16 protein-coding genes are annotated in these 18,042 nt (G+C 71.6%); 10 read left to right on the forward strand and 6 right to left on the reverse strand.

Going from position 1 to position 18,042, the window contains the following annotated elements; all coding sequences use genetic code 11:
* Nucleotide 1: 1 nt before the first annotated feature.
* Together OG406_RS32670 and OG406_RS32675 are read left to right on the forward strand one after the other, a co-directional pair.
* On the forward strand, nt 2–1,543 hold the full coding sequence (locus OG406_RS32670; RefSeq protein ID WP_267050239.1) for an amino acid permease: 1,542 nt from the start codon (nt 2–4) through the stop codon (nt 1,541–1,543).
* 188 nt (nt 1,544–1,731) lie between these two features.
* Nucleotides 1,732–3,087, forward strand: coding sequence for a peptidase C39 family protein (locus OG406_RS32675; RefSeq protein ID WP_267050238.1), 1,356 nt, complete (start codon nt 1,732–1,734; stop codon nt 3,085–3,087).
* 43 nt (nt 3,088–3,130) lie between these two features.
* Here the strand turns inward: OG406_RS32675 and OG406_RS32680 are convergent, their stop codons facing one another.
* The gene (locus OG406_RS32680; RefSeq protein WP_329189164.1) at nt 3,131–4,621 is read right to left on the reverse strand and encodes a M1 family metallopeptidase; all 1,491 of its coding nucleotides are present in this window, start codon (nt 4,619–4,621) and stop codon (nt 3,131–3,133) included.
* Nucleotides 4,622–4,834: 213 nt separating this feature from the next.
* On the opposite strand from OG406_RS32680, the gene OG406_RS32685 reads away from it, so the two are divergent.
* Together OG406_RS32685 and OG406_RS32690 are read left to right on the forward strand one after the other, a co-directional pair.
* Complete coding sequence (locus OG406_RS32685) at nt 4,835–4,981, forward strand: SCO1431 family membrane protein (RefSeq protein ID WP_164370020.1); 147 nt, start codon at nt 4,835–4,837, stop codon at nt 4,979–4,981.
* A 218-nt stretch (nt 4,982–5,199) separates the two neighbouring features.
* A complete protein-coding gene (locus tag OG406_RS32690; protein WP_329189165.1) occupies nt 5,200–5,859 on the forward strand; it encodes a TetR/AcrR family transcriptional regulator in 660 nt (219 codons plus the stop codon).
* 92 nt (nt 5,860–5,951) lie between these two features.
* On the opposite strand, the gene OG406_RS32695 is transcribed toward OG406_RS32690, so the two are convergent.
* Both OG406_RS32695 and OG406_RS39485 read right to left on the reverse strand, forming a co-directional pair.
* On the reverse strand, nt 5,952–7,262 hold the full coding sequence (locus OG406_RS32695; RefSeq protein ID WP_266612012.1) for a glycoside hydrolase family 18 protein: 1,311 nt from the start codon (nt 7,260–7,262) through the stop codon (nt 5,952–5,954).
* 543 nt (nt 7,263–7,805) lie between these two features.
* Complete coding sequence (locus tag OG406_RS39485) at nt 7,806–8,171, reverse strand: hypothetical protein (protein ID WP_443067121.1); 366 nt, start codon at nt 8,169–8,171, stop codon at nt 7,806–7,808.
* Nucleotides 8,172–8,469: 298 nt separating this feature from the next.
* Between OG406_RS39485 and OG406_RS32705 the strand changes: the two genes are divergently transcribed.
* Nucleotides 8,470–9,582, forward strand: a complete 1,113-nt coding sequence (locus tag OG406_RS32705; protein WP_329189166.1) for a hypothetical protein — start codon at nt 8,470–8,472, stop codon at nt 9,580–9,582.
* Between the two features lie 13 nt (nt 9,583–9,595).
* On the forward strand, nt 9,596–10,708 hold the full coding sequence (locus OG406_RS32710) for a phosphotransferase family protein (protein WP_329189167.1): 1,113 nt from the start codon (nt 9,596–9,598) through the stop codon (nt 10,706–10,708).
* A 13-nt stretch (nt 10,709–10,721) separates the two neighbouring features.
* Here the strand turns inward: OG406_RS32710 and OG406_RS32715 are convergent, their stop codons facing one another.
* The gene (locus tag OG406_RS32715; RefSeq protein WP_329189170.1) at nt 10,722–11,162 is read right to left on the reverse strand and encodes a hypothetical protein; all 441 of its coding nucleotides are present in this window, start codon (nt 11,160–11,162) and stop codon (nt 10,722–10,724) included.
* 265 nt (nt 11,163–11,427) lie between these two features.
* Between OG406_RS32715 and OG406_RS32720 the strand changes: the two genes are divergently transcribed.
* From OG406_RS32720 to fxsA, 4 genes are all read left to right on the forward strand, one after another.
* A complete protein-coding gene (locus tag OG406_RS32720) occupies nt 11,428–11,868 on the forward strand; it encodes an Lrp/AsnC family transcriptional regulator (protein ID WP_081223282.1) in 441 nt (146 codons plus the stop codon).
* Nucleotides 11,869–12,187: 319 nt separating this feature from the next.
* On the forward strand, nt 12,188–13,804 hold the full coding sequence (locus OG406_RS32725; protein ID WP_329189173.1) for an amidohydrolase: 1,617 nt from the start codon (nt 12,188–12,190) through the stop codon (nt 13,802–13,804).
* 536 nt (nt 13,805–14,340) lie between these two features.
* A complete protein-coding gene (locus tag OG406_RS32730; protein ID WP_164370027.1) occupies nt 14,341–15,132 on the forward strand; it encodes a polyprenol monophosphomannose synthase in 792 nt (263 codons plus the stop codon).
* 78 nt (nt 15,133–15,210) lie between these two features.
* Nucleotides 15,211–15,780 carry an FxsA family membrane protein gene (fxsA, locus tag OG406_RS32735; protein ID WP_329189175.1) on the forward strand — a complete coding sequence of 190 codons (570 nt, stop codon included), beginning with the start codon at nt 15,211–15,213 and terminating at the stop codon, nt 15,778–15,780.
* A gap of 248 nt (nt 15,781–16,028) precedes the next feature.
* Here the strand turns inward: fxsA and OG406_RS32740 are convergent, their stop codons facing one another.
* Both OG406_RS32740 and OG406_RS32745 read right to left on the reverse strand, forming a co-directional pair.
* Nucleotides 16,029–16,403, reverse strand: a complete 375-nt coding sequence (locus OG406_RS32740) for an RNA polymerase-binding protein RbpA (protein WP_081223278.1) — start codon at nt 16,401–16,403, stop codon at nt 16,029–16,031.
* A gap of 255 nt (nt 16,404–16,658) precedes the next feature.
* Nucleotides 16,659–18,014: an MFS transporter gene (locus OG406_RS32745; RefSeq protein WP_329189176.1), complete on the reverse strand. Its 1,356-nt coding sequence runs from the start codon at nt 18,012–18,014 to the stop codon at nt 16,659–16,661.
* Between the last annotated feature and the right edge of the window lie 28 nt (nt 18,015–18,042).

Genomic DNA, 18,042 nt, shown 5'->3' on the forward strand with positions numbered 1-18,042 from the left:
TGTGTCAGAACGGATATCGGCCCCCCACGCGCGAGCCCGTGCCGGACAGGATTCCGCCACGCTCGACGACGACGCGACCCTGCACGCGATGGGATATCCGCGAAAACTCACCCGCCGATTCAAGGCGTTCGACAATTTCGCGATCTCCTTCACGATCATCAATATCGTCTCGGGAATCTTCTCGTCCTTCGGGTTCGGGATGAACGCGGGCGGGCCCCGCATTCTCGTGTTCGGCTGGATCGGCGTCTCCGTGATGGTTCTCTTCATCGGCGCCGCCATGGGTGAGGTGGCGTCCGCCTATCCGACCAGCGGGGCCCTCTATTTCTCGGCCGGAAAGCTCGCCAAGCGGCACAAGGGTGCCTGGTCCTGGTACACGGGCTGGCTGAATTTCGTGGGTCAGGTGGGCGGCACGGCCGCGACCGGATACGCGGCCGCCACCTTCATCCAGGCCTTCGTGGCCCTGCAGTGGCACACCTACGAGCCGACCGCGCAGCAGACCGTCCTGATCACGGCGCTGATCATCGTGCTCCAGGGTCTGGCCAATACCTACACGGTCCAGCTGGTCGCCCTGCTCAACCGGATCTCCGTCTGGTGGCTGCTGATCGGGCTCGTCGTGATCGTGAGCACCCTCGTCGTCATGCCCGACGACCACCAGTCGCCCTCGTTCGTCGCGCATTTCGCGAACAACACCGGTTTCGCGAACGGGCTTTACGGCGGGATGCTCGGCCTGCTCGTCACCAGCTGGACCTTCACGGGCTTCGACGGCAGCTTCCACATGTCCGAGGAAACGGTCCGCGCGACGGTCAACGCGCCCAAGGGGATCATGCGGGCCATCGGCTATTCCGCGATCACCGGTCTCGTCCTGATGCTGGCCCTCGTCTACAGCATTCACGACTACGACAAGGTGGCCGCGTCCTCGGCGCCGCCCGTCCGGATTCTCATCGACGGGCTTGGCATGGGCATGGCTAAGATCATCCTGCTCATCGTGATCGGGGCCATGCTGTTCTGCGGACTGGCCAACCTGACCAGCAACACCCGCCAGATCTTCGCCTTCTCCCGGGACGGGGCGATGCCGGGCTCGCGCTGGTGGCACTCCGTCTCGCCCCGCACCCGGACGCCCGTCAAGGCCGTGTGGCTGGCCGTCGGCTGCTCGCTGGTGCTCGTCCTGCCCGGCTGGTGGTCGCACACCGCCTTCACCGCGATCGTCAGCGTCAACGTCGTCGGCCTCTTCCTCGCCTACGCCGTGCCGATCTTCCTGCGGCTGCGGCTCGGGGACGAGTTCCGTCCCGGCCCCTGGAACCTGGGCCGCTGGAGCAGGCCGGTCGGCTGGGTGGCCGTGATCTGGATCCTCGCCAGCAGCGTGCTGTTCATGCTGCCGCAGGGCTCGCCCATCACCGGCGCCACCTTCAACTACGCCTCGATCGCGCTCGCCGCGGTCCTGATCGTGGCCACGGTGTGGTGGTTCGCCACCGCGCGCCGCCGCTTCCAGGGGCCCGTGAGCTACGGCCGCCCCGACGAGGTCGCGGCCATGGACCTCGTCTGATCGGCCCGCGCCCCGGCCCCGGCACCCCGCCGGGGCCGGGGCGCCGCAGGTCATGCCAGTGGTCCCGACCAATATTGGTGGGCGTGGCATGGCCGAAAGTGCTGGCAGAAGTCGGCCCCCGGCGTCCATAGTTGGCCCACGACCGAGCTTGGGCCCGCCCGTTCCGGACACCTGGGGGTCAACCACCCATGAGCAGAGCCGAACAGCCGTCCCGCAGAACAGTCCTCGCCGCCGCGGTAGCCGCGGCGGCGGCGGTGGGGGCCACCGGCCCCGCGGCCGCCGCCGTCCCGGACCGCCCGGCCAGGACTCGCGGCGCACTCGTGGACAACCGCGCCTGGACCTCGTACACCGACTGGCGCAGCGGTGCCGCACGGGGTACGCGCGCCGTGCCGGGCGTGCGCCCCGGTCTGGTGATCGTCGCCCGGGCCGGCACCACGGACTACACCGACCCGCACACCGGCAGGACGGCCACCTGGGAGTACGCGACCTGGACCAGCCCGGTCCACCGGCTCGGCGTGCCCGCCACGGAGGTCATCGCCTCCTGGAACGCGCACACCCCGGCCGGCACCTGGCTCCAGGTGGAGCTGACCGGCACGTACTCCGACGGCACGGCCACCCCCTGGTACGTGATGGGCCGCTGGGCCTCCGGCGAGGAGGACATCCGGCGGACCTCCGTCGACGACCAGAGCGACGGCCGCAGCAGCATCTGGACGGACACCTTCGCCATCGACGACGCGGCCTCCGGACTGCGCCTCGTCTCGTACCGGCTGCGCCTCACCCTGTACCGCACCCCCGGCTCCCGGCTCACGCCGACCGTGTGGCGGCTCGGCGCGATGGGCTCGGACATCCCGGACCGCTTCACCGTCCCCGCCTCCACCCCGGGGCTCGCGCAGGAACTGCGGGTGCCGCGCTACTCGCAGGAGATCCACGCCGGGCAGTACCCCGAGTACGACAACGGCGGCGAGGCCTGGTGCAGTCCGACCTCCTCGCAGATGATCATCGAGTACTGGGGCCGGAAGCCCACGGCGGAGCAGCTCGCCTGGGTCGACCCGTCCTACGCCGACCCGCAGGTGTGCCTCGCGGCCCGCTCCACCTTCGACTACCAGTACGACGGATGCGGCAACTGGCCCTTCAACGCGGCCTACGCGGCCACGTACAAGGACCTCCAGGGTGTGGTGACCCGGCTCGGTTCGCTCACCGACCTGGAGACGCTGATCGCCGCCGGCATCCCGGCCATAACGTCCCAGTCGTTCCTCAAGACCGAGCTGACGGGCGCCGGGTACGGCACCTCGGGGCACCTCATGACGGTCATAGGGTTCACCGCCGACGGCGACGTGATCGCCAACGACCCGGCGTCCCCGGGCGACGACGCGGTGCGCCGGGTCTACAAGCGCGCCGAGTGGGAAAACATCTGGCTCCGGACCAAGCGCTACAACGCCTCCGGCGGTGTCTCCTCCGGGACCGGCGGGGTCTGCTACCTGTACTTCCCGGCCCACCCCTCCCCGCGCCAGCTCAAGGCGCTCGCGGCGGTGGGCATCCGCTGAGCCGACCGGCGGCCCCCGCACACCGGGGGCCGCCCCTCGGGCCTCAGCCCTGGACCGGATCGACCGTCCAGTCCGGGTGGTTCGGCATCGGCGGCGTCTTCGCGCCGTACAGCCACGGGTGCAGGAAACCGCCGAGGTCCTGGCCGGCCGTCTTCGAGGCCAGGTCGACGTAGTCGCGCGTCCGCGCGCTCCGGCCGCGGTAGGTGCTGACCCAGGCCCGTTCGATCTTCCGGAACGTGGCGTCGCCGACCTTCTCCCGCAGCGCGTACAGCACGAGCGCCGACCCGTCGTAGCGCATGCGCTTGAAGAGGTTGGGTTCGGTCGGCTCGGCCGGTGCCCCGTAGTCGTGCCGCCACTGGTCGTGGCTCGCGTACGCCGTCCTCATGGCCTCCTCGAAGCCCGCCCCGCCGTGCTCCTCGGAGTACAGGCGCTCGTAGAACCGCGCGTGGCCCTCGCTCAGCCACAGGTCGGACCAGGTGCTGATGCCGACGCTGTCGCCGGTCCACTGGTGGGCGAGTTCGTGCACCTGGTTCCGTTCGGCGCTCACCCGGTCGCCCAGCAGGTCGGCCTTCGGGACCAGCGACAGCGTCTGCGTCTCGAGCGCCACCCCGAGATCGGTGTCGCCGACGAGCAGTCCGTACCGGTCGAACGGGTACGGACCGAGCCGGTCCTCCAGCCACGCGAGGTGCTCGGCGGTGAGAGCCCGGTACGGCGCGGTCGGGGCGACCAGGTCGTCCGGGACGACGTCACGGATCGGCAGTCCGTGCGGTCCGGTGCTCTCGACGGACGTGAACCGGCCGATCGCCAGCTGGACGAGCTGGGTGGCGACGGGCTGTTCGGAGTCGTACGTCCACTTCACGCGGCCGCCGGGCAGTTCGGCGCGGTCGGTGAGCCTGCCGTTCGCCACGGCCGTGAGCCCGGCCGGGGTGGTGACGTGGAAGGTGACCGGAGCCCGCCGGCTCGGATGGTCGTTCGACGGGAAGATCATCTTGGCGCCGTCGGGCTGCGGGTAGAGCACCGTGCCGTCCGGCGTCGGGATCCACCCGTAGTCCTCGATCGCGTCGTCGCGGTGGCGTATGCCCGTCGGGTCCGCGGTGTAGGTGACCTTGACGGTGAAGGCCTTGCCGCGGGGCAGGGGAGTGCGCGGGGTGATCACCAGCTCGTCGCCCTCGCGCACGGCGGCGGCCGTCGTGCCGTTCACGGTCACGGTGTGCAGGGCGTTGCCGGCGAAATCCAGGTCGAAGCGGGAGAGGGCCTGGGTGGCGGTCGCCCTGATCGTGGTCGACGCCTCGAAGGGCGTGGAGGGAGCCTGCCAGTCGAAGTCGAGGGTGTACCGGCTCACCTCGTAGCCGCCGTTGCCGTCGAGCGGGAACACCGGGTCGCCGAGCCCCGCCGCACCGGGGGACGGGACGTCGGCACGGGGAGAGGGGGCCGGGGCCGCCTGCGAGACCGGACCCGTGAAGGCGGCCGTCGCGGCGACCGCCACGGCCAGGGCGAGACGGGCGCGGCGGCGGGGCGTCCGGAACGTGCTCATCGAGGACCTTTCGGTTGACCGAGCGCGGATGGGTGACGAGACCCACACCCTTCGCTTCCCGTCGCGGCATTCCCAGGCTTTCGACGCTGGTCGAAGCGTCGGCGTGAGCAAGCTCTCTACCGCCGGGGCCGGTTCCGGTGGCAAGGTGGTCGGGCCGGTGGGGAGCCGGCGGGGGCGGGCGATTCGACCGCACCACTACGTCAGCGAGATGCCATGACCGCGAACTCCGCCACCGCCTCCCGTCTCCGTGCCCGCACCGGCGGCCCCCGGGAGGACGGCCCGAAGATCCTCGAACACGTGCTGGGCTGGACCCTGGTGATGGTCGTGGCGATGCTGGTGACCCAGCTCGGACTGTTCTGAGCCCAGGGCGGAGGCCGCCCAGGGCGGAGGCTGCCGAGCGCGGAGGCCGTCGATGCCACCCGCGCCCCAACCGCGCCCGCGCCCGCAACCGCCCCCGCACTGTCGGCCGAGCGCCGGTCCGGGCGCCGCACGCATCGTTGATCGCGTGCGACTGAACGGTCGCCACGGTTCTGCCATACTGCGGATGTTCCGTCGGCAGTCGGAGACCAGGGCCGGAATTGAATAATAGTCAACAGCATGAGGTCGAGCGCCCCCGTGCGCGCGGCACCGACCGCTCACTGGCGCGTCGCGCCGAACTCATCGCCATCGGGCGGAGGTTGTTCGCCGACACGTCCTACGACGCACTCTCCATGGACGACATCGCACGGCAGGCACACGTCGCCAAGGGGCTGATCTACTACTACTTCAAGTCCAAGCGCGGCTACTACCTCGCCATCGTCGAGGACTCCGTCGCGGACCTCGTGTCACGCGCCGCGAGCGGCCTCGAACTCCCCCCGGTGGAGCGGGTCCACCGCACCATCGACGGCTACCTCCGCTACGCCGAGCACAACCAGGCCGCCTACCGCACCATCATCGCGGGCGGTGTCGGCTTCGATGCCGAGGTGCAGTCGATCCGGGAGGGCGTCCGCGAGGTGATCGTCGAGACGATCGCCGAAGGGGCGTACGGCCGGGGCGGGATCGGGCCGTTGCCGCGCATCGCGCTCCTCGGCTGGCTGCACGGTGTCGAGGGGGCCACCCTCGACTGGATCGGCCACCAGACGGTGTCGCGCGACATCATGCGGGAGCTGCTGGTCAAGATGCTCGGCGGCACGATGCGCGCGATCGAGGAGATCGACCCCTCGTACGCCGCGCCGCCGGACGCCCGCAGGGACGGCTGAAGCGCGCGCGACGCCCCGCGCGGCCCACGCGGTTCATGCGGAAGGGGCGGGCACCGTGACCGGCGTCCGCCCCGACTCGCTTGCTGTGAAGGCTAGTTGATCGACTTGATCAGCTCGCCGTTCGAGGTGTCACCGCTCAGCTCCCAGAAGAACGTGCCTCCCAGACCCTGCGCGTTCTTGTAGCTCATCTTGCCCGCGATGGTCGACGGGGTGTCGTAGCTCCACCAGTTGGTGCCGCACTTGGCGTACGCGGTGCCCGCCACCGTGCCGGTCGCCGGGCACTTCGTCTTGAGCACCTTGTAGTCGTCGATGCCCTGCTCGTAGGTGCCCGCCGCCGGGCCGGTCGCCGTGCCGCCCGGTGCCGCCTGGGTGACGCCGGTCCAGCCGCGTCCGTAGAAGCCGATGCCGAGCAGCAGCTTCGAGGCCGGGATGCCGAGGCCCTTGAGCTTCGCGATGGTCGCCGAGGTGTAGTAGTTCGCCTTCGGAATGCCGGTGTACGAGTTCAGCGGCGAGTGCGGGGCCGTCGGGCCGGCCGCGTCCCAGGCGCCGAAGAAGTCGTACGTCATCGGGTTGTACCAGTCGACGTACTGGGCCGCGCCCGCGTAGTCCGTGGCGTCGATCTTGCCGCCGGTGGTGGCGTCGGCCGTGATCGCCGCGGTGACCAGGTTGCCGCTGCCGAACTTCGCGCGCAGCGCGGCCATCACGTTCTTGAACGCCGCCTTGCCGCTGGTGTCGCAGGACAGGCCGCAGGAGTTGGGGTACTCCCAGTCGATGTCGATGCCGTCGAAGACGTCCGCCCACTTGGAGTTCTCGACCAGGTCGTAGCAGGACTGGGCGAACGCGGCCGGGTTCTTGGCCGCCTCCGTGAAGCCGCCCGACCAGGTCCAGCCGCCGAAGGACCAGAGGACCTTGAGGTTCGGGTGCTTCTTCTTCAGTTCGCGCAGCTGGTTGAAGTTGCCGCGCAGCGGCTGGTCCCAGGTGTCGGCGGTGCCGTCGACCGACTGGTCGGCGGTGTAGGCCTTGTCGGTCGCCGCGTAGGAGTCGCCCATGGCGCACTTGCCGCCGGTGACGTTGCCGAACGCGTAGTTGATGTGGGTCAGCTTGGCGGCCGAGCCGGACGTCTCGACGTTCTTGACGTGGTAGTTCCGGTCGTAGACGCCCCACTCGGTGAAGTAGCCGACGACCTTGGAGCCCGCTGCCGCGGCGCTCGCGGACCCTACGGTGCTCGTGGTGGTCCTGCCGGATGCGCCGGCGTCGGCCGTCGCGGTGCCGGCGCCGGCCAGCAGTCCCGCGCCGAGGACGGCGCAACACGCGGCGGAGACGAGGGCGCGGACCGATGTGCTTCTGGCGCGGAGAGAACGCCTGACGGGGGAGAGGGTGCGGGGGAGGTGCGGTCGGAGCATCGGTTCTCCTCGTGGGGGAGGGGAGCGTGGGGTGTTCGTGCCGGGACCTGCCGACGGCCGTGAGGGGCCGTCCCATGCCGATGGGCATGAACGCGGTGAGGCGTTGGGGGAACCCTAGGAGGACTAGACCACTGCGTCAATGGTTCGGACCAATTCCCCGTCGTGCAGGTCGAGGCCGCCAACTCCCCCTGTCGGACTACGGAATTGCATGCGTCGCTGCCCCAACAGGGCCGGCCCGAGGCGCGGAAGGGGAGGCCGTCCGTGGTGCCGAGCGGGTCCGTCGGGGATCGGTGGCAGGCACCGGGACGGGTTCTTGGGCGGGCGTCACGGGTGCCCCCGCTGTCGCCGCCCGGGCGGGGTCCTCCCCGTGCGCTCGGGCCGGGGAGAAGGGCTCTCGCGCGAGCTCCGGTGAGGGGATGGTCGCCCGTGATGCCGAACGGGCCGGCCTGATCCGCTCCGCGTGGTCGGCGGTCCAGCGAGCGGCGACGTCACCGACGTGCGGTCCGTGGCCCGCGGTCCATGGTCCGCGGTTCGGGCGCTCGGTCAGCGAGCGGCGCCCTGCGGGTCCCGGCCCGCGCCCGCGCCGAGATCCCCGCGCGGGCCCCGATGCGCTCCGAAACCGCCCTGCGGGTCCGGCCCCACGCCGAACTCGCCGCGCCGGTCCGGGGTCACACCGAACTCGTTGCGCGGATCCCTGGATGCGTTGAACTGCCCCTCGTTCCGCCCCTCGCGGACCGGGACGAAACGCGGTTCACCGCGCGGGTCCTGGCCTGCGCCGAAGGCGCTGTACCCGTACATCGCCGACGGTGCCGACAGGCGCACCCACTCCGGGTCGTGGCGCCCCGGGAGCGTGCGGCCGCGGTCGGCCCACGCCCGCATCAGGGCGCGGTAGATGGGCGGATCCGGCACGGGCGGAGCCTGCGGCGGGGGTGCACGGTGAACCGATTCTGCCGGAACCGGGACGAGGATCCGGCGTCGACGCCCGGTCGCAGCCTGGGTGGGGTTCATACCGGGGCAACGGTGCGGCGGGCGGACAGGTCACCCGCCCGCGGATTCGGGTGTGCGTTCGCGACGGACCCCGTGCGGGGTGCCGGCCGCGCACACGGTGTCTGGCCCCCGACCCTCATCTGACGTACCGTCAACTCTGCCGCCGGGGGCCGTACCCCTCCGGGCGACGTCAACTGCCGCGCGCCCAGGGAGGCATGCCGTGACCGACGACCGCCCCGTTCCCCTCGACGAATACCCCGTGCACCAGGTCCCGCTGTCCATGAAGCACGTGGCCGGCGGCGACCGGAACGCCTACGACCGCTGCATCTTCCACGTCCTCGACCACGCGGGCCGCGCCCTGCTCATCCTCGGCCTCGGCGTCTACCCGAACGTCGGGGTGATCGACGCCTACGCCACCCTGCGGCTCGGCGACCGCCTGCACGCCGTCCGTGCCTCGGACGCGCTCGGCGACGACCGTATGGACCTCGCCGTCGGCCCCTTCCGGATCACCGTCGAGGAGCCGCTGCGCCGGTTCCGGCTGCGGTCCGACGACGAGTCCCTCGCGTACGACCTCACCTGGACGGCCGACTTCCCCGCCCTGTGGGAGCCGCACCACGTCCAGCGCCGCGGCGGCCGGCTCACCCTGGAGGGCCGCCGCTTCGTCCAGGCGGGCGGCGTCGAGGGCGTCATCCGGGTCGACGGCGACGAGATCCCGGTCGCCGCGGGGGAGTGGACCGGCACCCGGGACCGCAGTTGGGGAGTGCGGCCGATCCCGGGCGAGGAGGGCGGCCGGCTCGCCGCCGAGAACCCGGCCGAGGGGTTCCACTGGATCTGGTGCCCGGTGCGGTTCGAGGACCGCTTCCTGATGGTCGTCGTCCAGGAGGACGCCGACGGGTACCGCACCCTAAACGACGCGACCCTCGTGCGCGACGGTCACCGGGACCGCCAACTCGGCTGGCCGCAGGCCGACATCACCTACACCTCAGGCACGCGTCGGCCCACCTCCGCGGTCCTCCACCTCACCGACCCGCGGGACCGCGAACCGCTGGAGCTGGGCGTCGAGGTGCTCTGCTCGTCGCCGCTCGCGATCGGCGCGGGATATCCGCCCGCCGACGACTGGCAGCACGGCACCTGGCGGGGCCGCGGGTGGACCGACCGGCGCGTCCACGACCTCGCCGACCCGGCCGCCCACCCCCTCGCCGGCTACGGGGTGACCGACCACGCCGCCCGCTTCACCCTCGACGGGCAGGTCGGACACGGGATCTTCGAACACGGCTCGTTCGGCCGCCACGACCCGAGCGGCTTCACCGGGTTCGACTCGGTCGCCCCCTGAGAGGAGTGGCGCGATGGCCACGGCACCCCGCCCGCGCACGACCACCCGCGACCCCGGAGAACTCGCCCGGCGCCTGACGACCTGGCTCGACGCCCGCCTCCCGGGCGCCAGAGCGGTGGACGTGCGGGTCCCCGAGTCCAACGGCATGTCCAGCGAGACCCTGCTCTTCGACATCGACCACCCCGAACCGCCCCTGAGGGCCTGCGTGTTGAGGGCCGCCGCCGACCCCGCCGCCTACAGCGTGTTCCCGGTGTACGACATGGCCCGGCAGTACCGCACGATGCGCCTGGTCGCCGAACACAGCGACCTGCCGGTCCCTCGGGTGCGCTGGCTGGAGGAGGACCCCGGCCCGCTCGGGGTGCCCTTCTTCGTGATGGAGCGCGTCCCCGGACGCGTCCCTCCGGACGTCATGCCCTACACGTACGAAGGCAACTGGCTGCACGCGGCGAGCGAGCCCGAACGCGAGCACCTGGAGGCGGCGTCCGTCGCGCTGATCGCCCGACTGCACGACCACGTCCCCGTGCGGGGAGCGGACTTCCTGAACCTGCCGGGTGACGGAAGCCCGCTGCGCCGCCATGTGACAGCCCAACGCGCCTACTACGCCTGGGTGATCCACGGACTGGCACCCTCACCGCTCGTCGAGAGCGCCTTCGATCGGATCGAGGAACTGTGGCCGCGCGACGAGGGCGAGGCGGTGCTCAACTGGGGCGACGCACGCATCGGCAACGTCATCTACGACGGGTTCGACCCGGTCGCGGTGCTGGACTGGGAGATGGCGGCGCCCGCCCCGCGCGAGGTCGACCTCGGCTGGACCGTCTACCTGCACCGCTTCTTCCAGGACCTGACCGAGGGCTTCGGGCAGCCGGGGCTGCCCGCGTTCCTGCGCCGCGACCGCGTCGAGGCCCGCTACGCCCGGCTCACCGGACACACGCCACGCGACATGGACTTCTACACGCTCTACGCCGCGCTGCGGCACGCGATCGTCATGCTGCGCATCGCCTACCGCCAGGCGCACTTCGGTGAGGTGGCCGTCCCGCGGGACCCGGACACGCTGATCCTGCACCACGACAGCCTGCGGGCCATGGTGCAGGGCAGCTACTGGAACGGGCCGGGCGTCGACCGGTGAACGAGCCTGCCGTTCAGGCGGCCTGATCCCGCATCAGCGGGACGACACGGACCGGGCGTGAGCCGGGTCCACCCACGTGGGAGAACGGCTGCGTCCGCCAGTCGAGGCCCTGAGGGAGCGTCAACAGCAGGGCCGTGTCCTGCTCCTGGGGCTCCACGGACTCGTCGGCCGGCCTCGCGTCGGCGGCCGTGCGGCCCGTGCCCGAGCAGACCGTGAGCCCGAACGGGTTCCACGGAGAGGCACACAGCGCGTGCTCCGGCAGGACCTCCTCGTCCGCCAGGAGCGCGATCGGCTGCGCGCAGTCCGGGCAGATCACCCGGTACATCTCGAAAGTGTCGTACGCGTCGAACTCGTCACCGTCCAGAGCGTCGGATTCGACACCCTCCGGCTCGGGTTCGAGTGCGGGCTCCTGCCGCTTGGGCGCGGTACGACCAGGGCGCTTAAGACTCTGCATGGGATTCTCCCCCTCGGGTGGGCCGACAAGGCGCTGCGACCTCGACCACAGCAAGCACTTCCCGTCCCGTCTCTGCGGTAATCACGAGAACATCACGGACCCGGTTGCATCCATGTGGCGTTCGTCACATGTCGCCCGCAGGTGCCTGGCCGGGCGGATCTGTCCGCCCGGTGGCGCAGACGTGACTCTAAGCCACATCACAAACCGGCTATGACCTGCGCCGCCGAGTACCCCGGGGATCAAGGGCCCTGTAGGTTCTTGCGCCATGGAGGAGCTGGACCGACAGATCGTGCAGCTGCTCGTCGCAGACGGGCGGATGAGTTACACCGACTTGGGCAAGGCCACGGGCCTGTCCACGTCCGCCGTGCACCAGCGGGTGCGCCGGCTGGAGCAGCGTGGCGTCATCCGCGGCTACGCCGCCGTCGTCGACCCGGAGTCCGTCGGGCTGCCCCTGACCGCCTTCATCTCGGTGAAGCCGTTCGACCCGAGCGCGCCGGACGACATCGCCGAACGCCTCGCGGGCGTACCGGAGATCGAGGCCTGCCACAGCGTGGCGGGCGACGAGAACTACATCCTCAAGGTGCGTGTCTCCACCCCGCACGAGCTGGAGGAACTCCTGGCGCGGCTGCGCAGCCTCGCCGGCGTGTCGACCCGCACGACGGTCGTCCTGTCGACCCCGTACGAAGCGCGCCCCCCGCGCATCTGACCCCTCACGACGGACCGGGCGTGAGCCCGGGCCGGGAGTGAGCGCCGGTATCGGTCGGCCGCGACCCTCACCCGTTCCTTTGTTTCCGCGCCTGCCCGCGTCGTGCGCCCGTGCGCGCCTGTACGCGCGCGTGCGCGTGCGGGCGCACCGCGGACCGGGCGGGGCCCCTCCCGGGCCCCTCCAGGGCCTCCGCGGGCCCCATGGGACGCACGGCGGCCCTGTGTCACCGCCGCGGCGTGACAGGCCATGAAGGGGCCGGACCGCCCGCGGGCGACCACCCGGGCGAGAGCCGGTGCCGGGGAGGCGGGAGACTGGTCCCATGAGTGAGAGCACCGCCCCGTCGGTCACCGTGCTGCTGCGCGGTGGAGAAGTCCACAGTCCCGCAGACCCCTTCGCCACCGCCATGGTCGTCGAGCGCGGCCAAGTCGCCTGGGTCGGCTCGGAGGGAGCCGCCGACGCCTTCGCCGCCGGGGTCGACGAGGTCGTGGACCTGGAAGGCGCCCTGGTGACCCCGGCGTTCACGGACGCCCACGTGCACACGACCGCCACCGGTCTCGCGCTCACCGGCCTCGACCTGTCGGACGCGCCGTCCCTCGACGCCGCGCTCGCCCGGGTCCGCGAGTTCGCCGCGGCACGTCCCGCCGACCGGGTGCTGCTCGGCCACGGCTGGGACGCGGCCCGCTGGCCCGGCGGCCGGCCCCCGACCCGCGCCGAACTCGACGAGGCCGCCGGCGGACGACCGCTCTACCTCTCCCGCATCGACGTGCACTCCGCCGTCGCCACCACCGCGCTCCTGGACCTGGTCGGCGGCGTCACGGCGAGCACCGGACACACGCCGGACGGCCCGCTGACCGGCGACGCCCACCACGTGGTGCGTGCCGCAGCCCTCGGCGCGATCGGCGGCGTCCAGCGCGCCGAGGCCCAGCGGGCCGCCCTCGCCCACGCCGCCTCGCTCGGCATCGGTTCCGTGCACGAGTGCGGCGGCCCCGAGATCTCCTCCGAGGACGACTTCACCGGCCTGCTGCGGCTCGCCGCCGAGGCGCCCGGCCCGCGCGTCGTCGGCTACTGGGCCGAGCGCGACGTCGACAAGGTGCGGGCCCTCGGCGCGGCCGGCGCGGCCGGCGACCTCTTCGTGGACGGCTCCCTCGGATCGCACACCGCCTGTCTGCACCAGCCCTACCTCGACGGGAACCACACCGGCGTCGCCCACCTCGACACGGACGCCGTCGCCGCGCACGTCGTGGCCTGCACCGAGGCGGGCCTCCAGGCGGGCTTCCACGCCATCGGGGACGCCGCCGTGGCCTCCGTGGTCGACGGCGTCCGCGCCGCCGCGGAGAAGGTCGGCCTGGCCCGCGTCCGCGCCGCACGGCACCGGATCGAACACGCCGAGATGCTCACCCCGGAGACCGTCGCGGGCTTCGCCGAACTGGGCCTCACCGCCTCCGTCCAGCCCGCCTTCGACGCGCTCTGGGGCGGCGAGGACGGCATGTACGCCCAGCGACTCGGCGCCGAACGCGCCCGCACACTCAACCCCTTCGCCTCCCTGCTCCGCGCCGGCGTACCGCTGGCCTTCGGCTCCGACAGCCCCGTCACCCCGCTCGACCCGTGGGGCACCGTCCGGGCCGCGGCCTTCCACCGCACCCCCGAGCACCGGGTTTCGGTCCGCGCCGCCTTCACGGCCCACACCCGGGGCGGCTGGCGGGCCGTCGGACGTGACGACGCCGGCGTGCTGGTGCCGGGCGCGCCCGCCGACTACGCCGTGTGGCGCACCGCCGAGCTGGTCGTGCAGGCCCCCGACGACCGGGTCGCGCGCTGGTCCACCGACCCGCGTTCGGGCACCCCGGGACTGCCCGATCTGACCCCCGGGAACGACCTGCCCGTCTGTCTGCGCACCGTGGTCGGCGGACGGACGGTATTCGTACGGCCTAACGAGTGATGTCCCGGGGCCCCGCGGTCGCGACCACCGGCCGTCACGCCGTCGCGCGACCTGCGCATCCTCCGGGCCCACCAGGGGTGCTACGGAGAACGCGCAGCTCACAGGGCGGTTGACAGCCGCCCGCAGCGTGCCGGTAGGTTCGGCCGCGTCCACCACCGGACGTCCGACCGGGGAGCTTCCGCGCTGCCTCGCAGTGCCGCTGGGTCAGGGGTGGTGCGCCGCACCGGCGCACGGCCACTGGCAGCCAGGCCCAGCGCCCGCGCAGCGAGGCGAGGGAACGTTCCGACAAGTCGGCAGGTGCGACCCGGGTGGGGCCCGGACGTTCAGTAGACAACGGCTTTCGGTCGACCCGCAGCCAGCGGGTCCCTGGTCGGCCCGAAGGGCGCCGGGCCCCGATCCGCAGACGCGATGTCGCCTCCGCGCGACCCCTCTCCTCCGGCTCACCCGGATTCGACACCCCCGGCCGAACGCTGCGTCACAGCAGTGCAGGCCGGGCGCATTATGGTGGTCCCCTGCGTACGGACGAAGGGGCAGCAGTGAACGACGGCGACGGGACCCTCGCGGCGGAAGCCCAGGGGAGGCGGTTCGGCCCGCTCGGCACGGCCTTGGTGATCATTCCGACCTACAACGAGGCGGAGAACATCAAGAAGATCGTCAGCCGGGTGCGAGCGGCCGTGCCCGAGGCGCACGTGCTGGTGGCGGACGACAACAGCCCCGACGGCACCGGCAAACTGGCCGACGAACTGGCCGCCGGGGACGAGAACGTCCAGGTGCTGCACCGCAAGGGCAAGGAGGGCCTCGGCGCCGCCTACCTCGCGGGCTTCCGCTGGGGCATCGAGCACGACTACGGCGTGCTCATCGAGATGGACGCCGACGGCTCCCACCAGCCCGAGGAGCTTCCCCGCCTGCTGACCGCCCTCAAGGGTGCCGACCTGGTGCTCGGCTCGCGCTGGGTGCCGGGCGGGCGCGTCGTGAACTGGCCGAAGTCCCGTGAGTTCATCTCGCGCGGCGGCAGCCTCTACTCCCGCGTCCTGCTCGACGTACCGATCCGCGACGTGACGGGCGGCTACCGAGCCTTCCGCCGGGAGACGCTCGAAGGACTCGGCCTCGGTGAGGTCGCCTCCCAGGGCTACTGCTTCCAGGTCGACCTGGCCCGCCGGGCGGTGAAGGCCGGCTATCACGTCGTCGAGGTCCCCATCACCTTCGTGGAGCGGGAACTCGGGGACTCCAAGATGAGCCGCGACATCCTGGTGGAGGCGTTGTGGCGCGTCACCACGTGGGGTGTGGGCGAGCGCGTCGGACGGATCACGGGCCGCAAGCAGCCCTGAGGGATCCGAACGGGTCGCACAGCCGGGATTGATCATCCGCTTATCCCGTACTGAGCCCGGCCCAGGCACACTGGGAGCATGACGACTGGCGCTCCGACCCCCACCCGCTCCGCACGACCGCGGCGCTCGCGGCTGCGTACGTTCCTGCCGCTCGGCGTCGCGGTGTGGCTGGTGCTGGAGATCTGGCTGCTGGTGATGGTCGCCCGGGCGACCAGCGGCTTCCTCGTGTTCCTGCTGCTGGTCGGCGGCATCGTGCTCGGATCCGTGGTGATCAAGCGGGCCGGCCGCCGCGCCTTCCGGAACCTCAGCCAGACCCTGCAACAGCAGCAGAGCGGTGTCGCGCCCACGACCGAGGGCGGCGGGGGCAACGGCATGATGATGCTCGGCGGCCTGCTCCTGATGATCCCGGGGCTGATCTCCGACGCGTTCGGCCTCCTCGTGCTGATCCCGCCGGTCCAGAAGCTCCTCAGCCGGTACGCGCAGCGCGCTCTCGACCGCACGATGGGCGCGGCCCCGGCCGGCACGGTGGGTGACGCCTTCCAGCAGGCCCGGATGCACCGCCCCGACGGCAAGGTGGTCCAGGGCGAGGTCATCCACCACGACGAGCCGCGCGAGCCCGGCGAGCAGTACCCGCCGCTGAACCGCTAGCGCCACCACAGAACCGCCGCTGAACCACCACCGGATGCCACTGCTGACCGGCCAGGGAGCCGTCCGCTCTCCGGCGGAGGCAGGCCCGACCCTGCGCCCGCACCGGCTCGCGGACGCGCGAGCCGCCGAGTGGGCCGTCTTCGCGGGCCGTCATCGTGCGGGCACAACGCACGAGGCCGCGGACCCCGTACATGACGTACGGTGTCCGCGGCCTCGGCGTGTGCGGTATGCCGCTCGACCCCGGGGGGTCAGGCGGACTTGCGGCTGTCGCGCGGATGCACCGCGATGTTCATCGCGCCGGAACGCAGAACGGCCAGGCGCTCCTCGAGGACCTCTTCGAGCTCCTCGCGAGTGCGCCGCTCCATCAGCATGTCCCAGTGCGTACGCGCGGGCTTGGCCTTCTTTTCCTCAGGGCCGTCGCCGTCGACCAGGAGTGCCTGGGCCCCGCAGACCTTGCACTCCCACTCCGCCGGAATTTCGGCCTCCACCGAGAAGGGCATCTCAAAACGATGTCCCTTCTCGCATGCGTACTCCACGGCCTGGCGCGGAGCCAGGTCGATGCCGCGGTCCGTCTCATAGCTGGTCACTACGAGGCGTGTGCCGCGAAGAGCTCGCTCACTCATGAATCGTGCCTCCCGGGCTTGTCGCCCACAGGACAGGTGTCGCTGTCGTCGTCATCCGGTCAACGTCCGGTCGGCGGTAAAGATTCCCGTTAAGGGTCATGCGTCGCCGTCGTAGCCGCCCCTTGTTGTACCCACCGTCGCCCGGTTTGTCACATCTGGCATCAGATGTCACCCAACGCTTCAGTATCATTGACGCGCAGTAACGGTACGCCAGGCAGGCCAAACGCGTACACTACCGCTCTTTGGGCCCGGACGCTAAATCCTCTCGGGTACGGGATTGCCCGCGTCGCGGACCGCCTGCCGCACCTGAACCCTCGCGAGCAGCACGAAGCCGATGACGAAGAAGGCCACGAGCGAGATGATCGCGTCCCGGTAGCTCCCCGTCAGCTGGTACGTCAACCCGAACAGCAGCGGGCCGAGCCAGCTCATTCCGCGGTCGCTCATCTCGTACGCGGAGAAGTACTCGGCCTCCTTGCCCCGCGGCACCAGGTGCGAGAACAGGGAGCGGGAGAGGGCCTGGCTGCCGCCCAGGACGAGACCGATGGCGGACGCGAGGACGAAGAACCACACGGGCGCGCCGGCGGGCAGGAAGTATCCGGCGCCGAGCGTGAGCGTCCAGGCGACGAGCGAGCCGAGGATGGTGCGTTTCGCGCCGTACGTGCGGGCGAGCCGGCCCATGCCCAGGGCGCCTCCCACGGCGAGCACCTGCACCAGCAGGACGGCCACGATCAGCGTCGACTGGCTGAGGCCGAGTTCCTCGGAGCCGTAGACCGAGGCCTGCGAGATGACCGTCTGGATGCCGTCGTTGTAGATGAGATAGGCGAGCAGGAACGACAGGGTCAGCGGCTTGCCGCGCATGTCGCGCACCGTGGCCGCCAGCTGCCGCCATCCGTGCGCGGACGGCTGTCCGGTCGACGCGGCCGGCGCTCGGCGGTCCCGCAGCCGTTTCAGCGGGACGAGGGTGAAGGCGCCCCACCAGACGCCGGCCGAGGCCAGGCAGATGCGGACGGCCGTCGACTCGGAGACGCCGAAGCTGTCGTGGGCCGTGAACAGGACGAGGTTCGCGATCAGGACCAGTGAGCCCGCCGCGTACCCGAAGGCCCAGCCGCGGGACGAGACGGCGTCGCGCTCCTCCGGCGGGGCGATCTGCGGCAGGTAGGAGTTGTAGAGGACCATCGACACGGCCAGCGAGGCGTTCGCGACGATCAGCAGCAGGCCGCCCAGCAGGTAGCGGTCGCCGTCCAGGAAGAACATGCCCGTGGTGGCCGCGGCGCCCAGGTAGGCCGCCGCCGCGAGCAGGGGCTTCTTGCGGCCGCTGCGGTCGGCGGCCGCCCCCGCGAGCGGCATCACGAAGATCGACACGATGACGGACGCGGAGACCGCGTAGGCGAAGAAGGAACCGGCGCGGACCGGGATCCCCAGGGGATGCACGAATCCGTCCGCGTCCGCCGCGTGCTTGGCCACCGCTGTCAGATAGGGGCCGAGGAACACGGTCAGCACGCTCGTCGAGTAGACGGAGCACGCCCAGTCGTAGAAGTACCAGCCGTGTTGTTCGCGTCGGCGTTCGACGGCCTCCCCGGCCGCCCCCGCCCGCACGGTGTCCGTGCTCACCCGTGCCCTCGTTTCCCCGTGAACGGAC

It is taken from the genome of Streptomyces sp. NBC_01428, from assembly GCF_036231965.1.
In the GTDB taxonomy this organism is placed as follows: Bacteria; Actinomycetota; Actinomycetes; order Streptomycetales; family Streptomycetaceae; genus Streptomyces.

Coding starts and splice junctions, on each gene's coding strand:
- OG406_RS32675 (WP_267050238.1), top strand. CDS start 1,732: ATGAGCAGAGCCGAACAGCCGTCCCGCAGAACAGTCCTCGCCGCCGCG.
- OG406_RS32680 (WP_329189164.1), bottom strand. CDS start 4,621: ATGAGCACGTTCCGGACGCCCCGCCGCCGCGCCCGTCTCGCCCTGGCC.
- OG406_RS32685 (WP_164370020.1), top strand. CDS start 4,835: ATGACCGCGAACTCCGCCACCGCCTCCCGTCTCCGTGCCCGCACCGGC.
- OG406_RS32695 (WP_266612012.1), bottom strand. CDS start 7,262: ATGCTCCGACCGCACCTCCCCCGCACCCTCTCCCCCGTCAGGCGTTCT.
- OG406_RS32710 (WP_329189167.1), top strand. CDS start 9,596: ATGGCCACGGCACCCCGCCCGCGCACGACCACCCGCGACCCCGGAGAA.
- OG406_RS32715 (WP_329189170.1), bottom strand. CDS start 11,162: ATGCAGAGTCTTAAGCGCCCTGGTCGTACCGCGCCCAAGCGGCAGGAG.
- OG406_RS32720 (WP_081223282.1), top strand. CDS start 11,428: ATGGAGGAGCTGGACCGACAGATCGTGCAGCTGCTCGTCGCAGACGGG.
- OG406_RS32725 (WP_329189173.1), top strand. CDS start 12,188: ATGAGTGAGAGCACCGCCCCGTCGGTCACCGTGCTGCTGCGCGGTGGA.
- fxsA (WP_329189175.1), top strand. CDS start 15,211: ATGACGACTGGCGCTCCGACCCCCACCCGCTCCGCACGACCGCGGCGC.
- OG406_RS32740 (WP_081223278.1), bottom strand. CDS start 16,403: ATGAGTGAGCGAGCTCTTCGCGGCACACGCCTCGTAGTGACCAGCTAT.